At 36.6% G+C, this 4,929-nt stretch carries 6 protein-coding genes and 7 tRNA genes; 9 read left to right on the top strand and 4 right to left on the bottom strand.

All coding sequences use genetic code 11. The features are described from left to right. The first annotated feature begins 126 nt into the window (after positions 1-126). The 7 genes from LI074_RS16650 (at position 127) to LI074_RS16620 (ending at position 768) form a co-directional block, all read left to right on the top strand. A tRNA-Asn gene (locus LI074_RS16650) sits at positions 127-199 on the top strand. 4 nt (positions 200-203) lie between these two features. Further along, positions 204-275 (top strand) — tRNA-Glu (locus tag LI074_RS16645). Positions 276-323: 48 nt separating this feature from the next. Beyond that, positions 324-396: transfer RNA gene (locus LI074_RS16640), tRNA-Thr, on the top strand. A gap of 4 nt (positions 397-400) precedes the next feature. Continuing rightward, a tRNA-Ile gene (locus LI074_RS16635) sits at positions 401-474 on the top strand. 16 nt (positions 475-490) lie between these two features. Next, positions 491-564, top strand: a tRNA-Asp gene (locus LI074_RS16630). Between the two features lie 42 nt (positions 565-606). Continuing rightward, positions 607-679: transfer RNA gene (locus LI074_RS16625), tRNA-Val, on the top strand. Between the two features lie 3 nt (positions 680-682). Next, positions 683-768, top strand: a tRNA-Leu gene (locus LI074_RS16620). 83 nt (positions 769-851) lie between these two features. Here the strand turns inward: LI074_RS16620 and LI074_RS16615 are convergent. The 3 genes from LI074_RS16615 to LI074_RS16605 form a co-directional block, all read right to left on the bottom strand. Then, positions 852-2,108 carry a tyrosine-type recombinase/integrase gene (locus LI074_RS16615; RefSeq protein WP_004845968.1) on the bottom strand — a complete coding sequence of 419 codons (1,257 nt, stop codon included), beginning with the start codon at positions 2,106-2,108 and terminating at the stop codon, positions 852-854. Then, complete coding sequence (locus tag LI074_RS16610; protein ID WP_009320000.1) at positions 2,101-2,934, bottom strand: rolling circle replication-associated protein; 834 nt, start codon at positions 2,932-2,934, stop codon at positions 2,101-2,103. Before LI074_RS16610 ends, LI074_RS16615 begins: the two co-directional genes overlap by 8 nt. Before the next feature lie 142 nt (positions 2,935-3,076). After that, positions 3,077-3,397: a hypothetical protein gene (locus tag LI074_RS16605; protein WP_005330993.1), complete on the bottom strand. Its 321-nt coding sequence runs from the start codon at positions 3,395-3,397 to the stop codon at positions 3,077-3,079. 159 nt (positions 3,398-3,556) lie between these two features. Between LI074_RS16605 and LI074_RS16600 the strand changes: the two genes are divergently transcribed. Next, positions 3,557-3,973, top strand: coding sequence for a helix-turn-helix domain-containing protein (locus LI074_RS16600; RefSeq protein WP_005424130.1), 417 nt, complete (start codon positions 3,557-3,559; stop codon positions 3,971-3,973). 158 nt (positions 3,974-4,131) lie between these two features. Here the strand turns inward: LI074_RS16600 and LI074_RS16595 are convergent, their stop codons facing one another. After that, on the bottom strand, positions 4,132-4,449 hold the full coding sequence (locus LI074_RS16595) for a hypothetical protein (RefSeq protein WP_005424128.1): 318 nt from the start codon (positions 4,447-4,449) through the stop codon (positions 4,132-4,134). Between the two features lie 111 nt (positions 4,450-4,560). On the opposite strand from LI074_RS16595, the gene LI074_RS16590 reads away from it, so the two are divergent. Next, positions 4,561-4,776 (top strand): helix-turn-helix domain-containing protein, encoded by a 216-nt coding sequence (locus LI074_RS16590; protein ID WP_004845965.1) that lies wholly within the window; start codon positions 4,561-4,563, stop codon positions 4,774-4,776. Positions 4,777-4,929: the final 153 nt, after the last annotated feature.

Below are 4,929 nucleotides of genomic sequence, written 5' to 3'. Positions count from 1 at the left end.
GAAGTGTGGCAACACATGGAGCTGACTGTTACTAATCGGGTGAGGGCTTGACCAAGAATCGCAGGAAGAATGAATCTCAAGGAAATGTCAACATGTATGTAGTTTTGAAGGTGCAAAAACCTTTATTCCTCCTTAGCTCAGTCGGTAGAGCATGCGGCTGTTAACCGCAGTGTCGTTGGTTCGAGTCCAACAGGGGGAGTTTTGGCTCCATGGTCAAGCGGTTAAGACACCGCCCTTTCACGGCGGTAACAGGGGTTCAAATCCCCTTGGAGTCATTTAAATAATGGAAATGTGATTTTTGAGGCTTGATTCTGTTACAACATGCCGATGTGGCTCAATTGGCAGAGCAGCTGATTTGTAATCAGCAGGTTATCGGTTCGAGTCCGATCATCGGCTTTTTGGACCTTTAGCTCAGTTGGTTAGAGCAACCGGCTCATAACCGGTCGGTCCTGGGTTCGAGTCCCCGAAGGTCCATTTTTTAAATTATTTTGGCCCAGTGGCTCAGTTGGTTAGAGCGTCGCCCTGTCACGGCGAAGGTCGAGAGTTCGAGTCTCTTCTGGGTCGTTAGCATTTAGCTGACGAGTTTGGTAAATTGCATAAGTATATGGAATCTTAGCTCAGCTGGGAGAGCATCTGCCTTACAAGCAGAGGGTCATAGGTTCGAGCCCTATAGGTTCCATATGCCGCAGTGGCGGAACTGGCAGACGCCCGGGACTTAAAATCCCGTGGGTAGTGATACCCGTACCGGTTCGATTCCGGTCTGCGGCATTAGTTAAAAATGGGAGAAACGTTGAATTTACAGCGTTTCTCTTATTTTTTTGTTTTAAAATGTTTGAACACCTTTGAACACTTTATGATGAAATACCAAGATTCTGAAAAGCAAGCCTGTCATTCTTCCGCTTATTGACATTCCGCAAGTAATGCAATGTTGTAGCTGTCTCACTATGTCCCATTAAATAACTAAGGGTTGTAAGATTATTTCCGTCAAAAGCTGTTGAAGCATTGTAAAAGCGGATTTTATGACTGGAATGATAAGGAACACCGGCTTCTTTGCAATATTTCTTCAAACGGCGATTAAAGCTGTCTGTTGTCATAATCTCGCCGTTGGGTTCAAAGACATATATTCCATTTGGATTTAATTCCTTTGCTTTGTGAAGAATTTTAAGTGCTTCGTCTGTAAGGAACTGTTTACGGAATCCATGAGAAGTATTTCCTTTCATTTGATTTACTACTTTTACTTTTCGGCTTGAGAATGTTAAATCATCATTCAATGTACGTTCACAGGTCGCCTGTCTGTGAAGATATACAAGCCTGTTATTGTAGTCAATATCTTCCCAACGGATAGCTTTTGTTTCTCCAACACGGATAAACAGATAGAAAGATAACTGTATTGCAAGAGAATATGGCTCTATGATACACCGAAGATAATTTAATAACTTATGCGTATCATCACGGGAAAATACATTGTCACTTTGTACTTCTACTGGCTTATAGGTAAACTGTTTGAAATTCACATCAGAGACAGGATTATGTGATATAATTTCTTCTTCGATCGCATAACTCATTATTCCATTCAAAACAGAACGGGCATTACTGACTCGCTTGTGCGTGAACTGTCGGTCTTTTGTAGCTTCTCTGAAAAAGCGGATAAGCGTGATTGGTTTGATTTCGCCTATCTTCATTTTAACAAGTTCTGTATCTTTGAAAAATCTATTCCATTCAGATACATATTCTTGAATTGTTTTTGCTTTTACGGAAGTATAATCTCTTTTATACAAAAGCCATTCAGCATATAATTCTTCTAGTGTGACATTCTGACGGTTTTCAGCTTTCTGCTTTTCGATATAAAATCTGATGATTTCTTTTTCAAGGTTCTCTTTACTCTTCCTCTTAACAGGACGGCGTTTGTTAGGTTTGGTTTCATCGGGTAAATAAGTACGCCAGCTTTTTTCTGATTCCGAGTAATAAATTTCATATTTGTGATTCTTCAAGATTTTTTTATTTGCCATAATTTTAAAATCTTTGAAGACTTCATCTGTGGTCATGTTAGCACAGGTGGCTAACGTATTCAATAATGTTATATCTGAAAACGTAACGGGATTATCCATAAGATTCCCCCTTTACGCAAGGATTTTCTTTTTTTATTTTGATGTAGATAACACTGCTGTCCTTTAAGCATGAACCAGTAGATAAGAAAGCGTTGGTATCGTAAATTTGCCTTGTGTATTCTTTCTGAAAGACGATATTTTCTTTTTGTAAGTCATGTAAAATGTCTTCGGTCAGCATGACTTTTGTTTCGTGTGGAACTTTCAGATTTTGAGATTTAAAAAAGGCTTTTTTCTTATGTTCTTTCAAATCAAGGTCTTTTCCAAAATACTTGCTAAGATAACGACCTCTGTTTTCTTTGCTGTCTACATCAATGCGATTGATTTTAATAAATCCATGTGACCATAAATTCTGTAATTTTTCTTTTGCTATATACAGAAAATCAAAGAAAATAACATGATAATGGATTGCTCCACGCTTCTGTTTCTCCCACGTTGCAAGGTATTTTAATAACTGGGTTTTGGTATGGTACAAATAATAATTTAATCGCTGGATAAAATACTTAAATTCTCGGTTAGTTATCAGGATTTCCTGAATGTTTTCTTTAAATGTCAGCGTTACAAATTTTGTTTTGTTATCAAAGTTGCAGTCAACAATACGGGCAATATCCCAACGAGCCTGTTCGTAATGCTTCTGCTTGCGTTTTAAACTGTCATATTGCTTATGAGCTGACATTTCATCAAATTTTTTTCGGTTACTTGTGTCTGTTAAATCTGCCTTTTCTTTCGAGTGAATAAAAATAGGGTTTTCGTAAATATATACTTCTTTTGTAGTAGGAGTTTCAATGATTTTCGTATTGTATGCAAAACACTCTTTTGTTTTGCTCACGAATCTCACCTCATATCCCAATTTTTGTAATGAATGTTCCGATTGTTTTCGGAAGATGTTGTTTTATATATCAAGTATAGAGGTCAGCCAGTTCAGCACCTATGACGTTGTCCGGCACTGACTGGCTGACATAGTAGGGAAATTATTTCATTCCCACTTTTCTGATATTGGAAGCTTCTGCTTTGACAGAAAGACGTCCATTATAGAGACTAGCCCAAGTATGTAATCCATCAAATGAGACTGGAATCTGCCCTTTTTGTTCAAGTTCTTCGTTGGTAACAATCGCTGTGTTAGCTTTAATGCCTACTTTGACTTTTTCAAACTTTAATTTTGGAAGAAGAACTGTATAGTAGAATCCTAATTTTTCTTTTGTAGAAAAGTCTACCCAGTCAGAAACTTCTACTAACTGAAATTCCTCTTGCAGTTTGTCTGGATTTAAAATAAAGTCATTTCCTCTAATCATCGTTTCACCTCCTTATAGATATCTGATTATCAGATATTAAGATAATCTTATGATAAAACAAGCATTGCAGAATGTCAATAGAAAATATCTGAATATCCGATAAAAAGATTGACAGAGAAAATTTGATGAAATATAATGTGCTTATAAAGGAGGTTTGCTATGAATAAAATAAAAGAATTGCGGAAAGAAAAGAATATAACCGTTGCGGAACTTGCAAAAGAATTAGGCATTTCACAAAGTATGCTTACGAACTATGAAAATGGAAACGGAACACCGAGAGATGAATCTATATGGGAAAAATTATCACAGATATTCGGCGTGAGTAAAAGCCACGTTATGGGATTAACTACGGATATTGAAACAGCAAATAAGACAAAACAGTTGAAAGTGGTTGTGGATACATCTCAGCCGATCTCAATACAACCGAAGAATCAGACAGACCTTGATGTATTGATAAAACTGGATTTGATAGACAGTGAAGACATGGAAGAAGTGTCAGAATTTCTTGATAAACTGTTGGCACAGGAGAAATATGAGGGACGGAGAGAATCAAACGTTAAATATGTCGTTGAGTAGAAAATGCTTCTCAGCCGACCACTTGCCCAGTCGACCCGCCGCCCTGTTAGGAACCGTCGCACTGGGCATCCTTGCGGAACGTTAGTTTGCGAAAATACGAACAAAAGAATATAAGGAGAGGGAATAGCCGATACTACTTCAAAAGCAGTAATAGAGTGCTATTCTTTTTTATTATATTCAATGGTTGTAGTTCGGAATGGTTTGCTATTATTGTGCAAGTAATAAGTTGGATAATAGAGCTTGATTTCCAAGGTGGTAGGCGTACCATTGATTTTGTTATGTTCATTTTCAATGTCTTTGATTAATCCATCAATTTTCCAACATTTGTAAACAATTACAGTCAATTCAGTATCTCTGGTATCTGCACTGCTAAAGGATATGCTGTTAGTAATATGATAGTCCGGCAGTCTGAGATAATTATAGAGAACGGTCAGTAAACAGAGCATTGTGATTGTTGCTATGATTTTCTTTTTCATGTACATACCTCTTTTGTGTTATTAACAAGGGACTGACTGTATAGTACCTCACTATATAGTGAATTACTACATAAAGATTTAATAAATATACTTTATGTAGAGGTGCGGAACATGAATTATGGACATTTAGAATTAAGAATAGAAGAACTGTTACAAGAAAAAGGTATCAGTAAGAATATGATTTGTAAGGAACTCGATATCCCAAGGTCAAATTTCAATAGATATTGCAGAAATGAATTTCAAAGACTGGACGCAAATTTAATCTGTAAACTATGCAACTATTTTGAATGTGAAATTGGTGAGTTAATTCGATATGTAAAAGAATAAAGTGATAAATGGGTATGCGGAAATAAAAAATATTCGCATACCTTTTTAATTGAATATTTTATAAAATGGAATTATACTGTGTATAACATGAAACAGACAAATCGTTAAGGAAAGAATCGAAGGTGGTGCAAACGAAAAAGCAGTATGGAGACT

Source organism: Blautia sp. MSK18_10 (assembly GCF_020553185.1).
Lineage (GTDB): Bacteria > Bacillota > Clostridia > Lachnospirales > Lachnospiraceae > Blautia_A > Blautia_A wexlerae.
The sequence above is the reverse complement of the archived record's forward strand: the minus strand, read 5'-3'. Positions and strand labels throughout refer to the sequence as shown.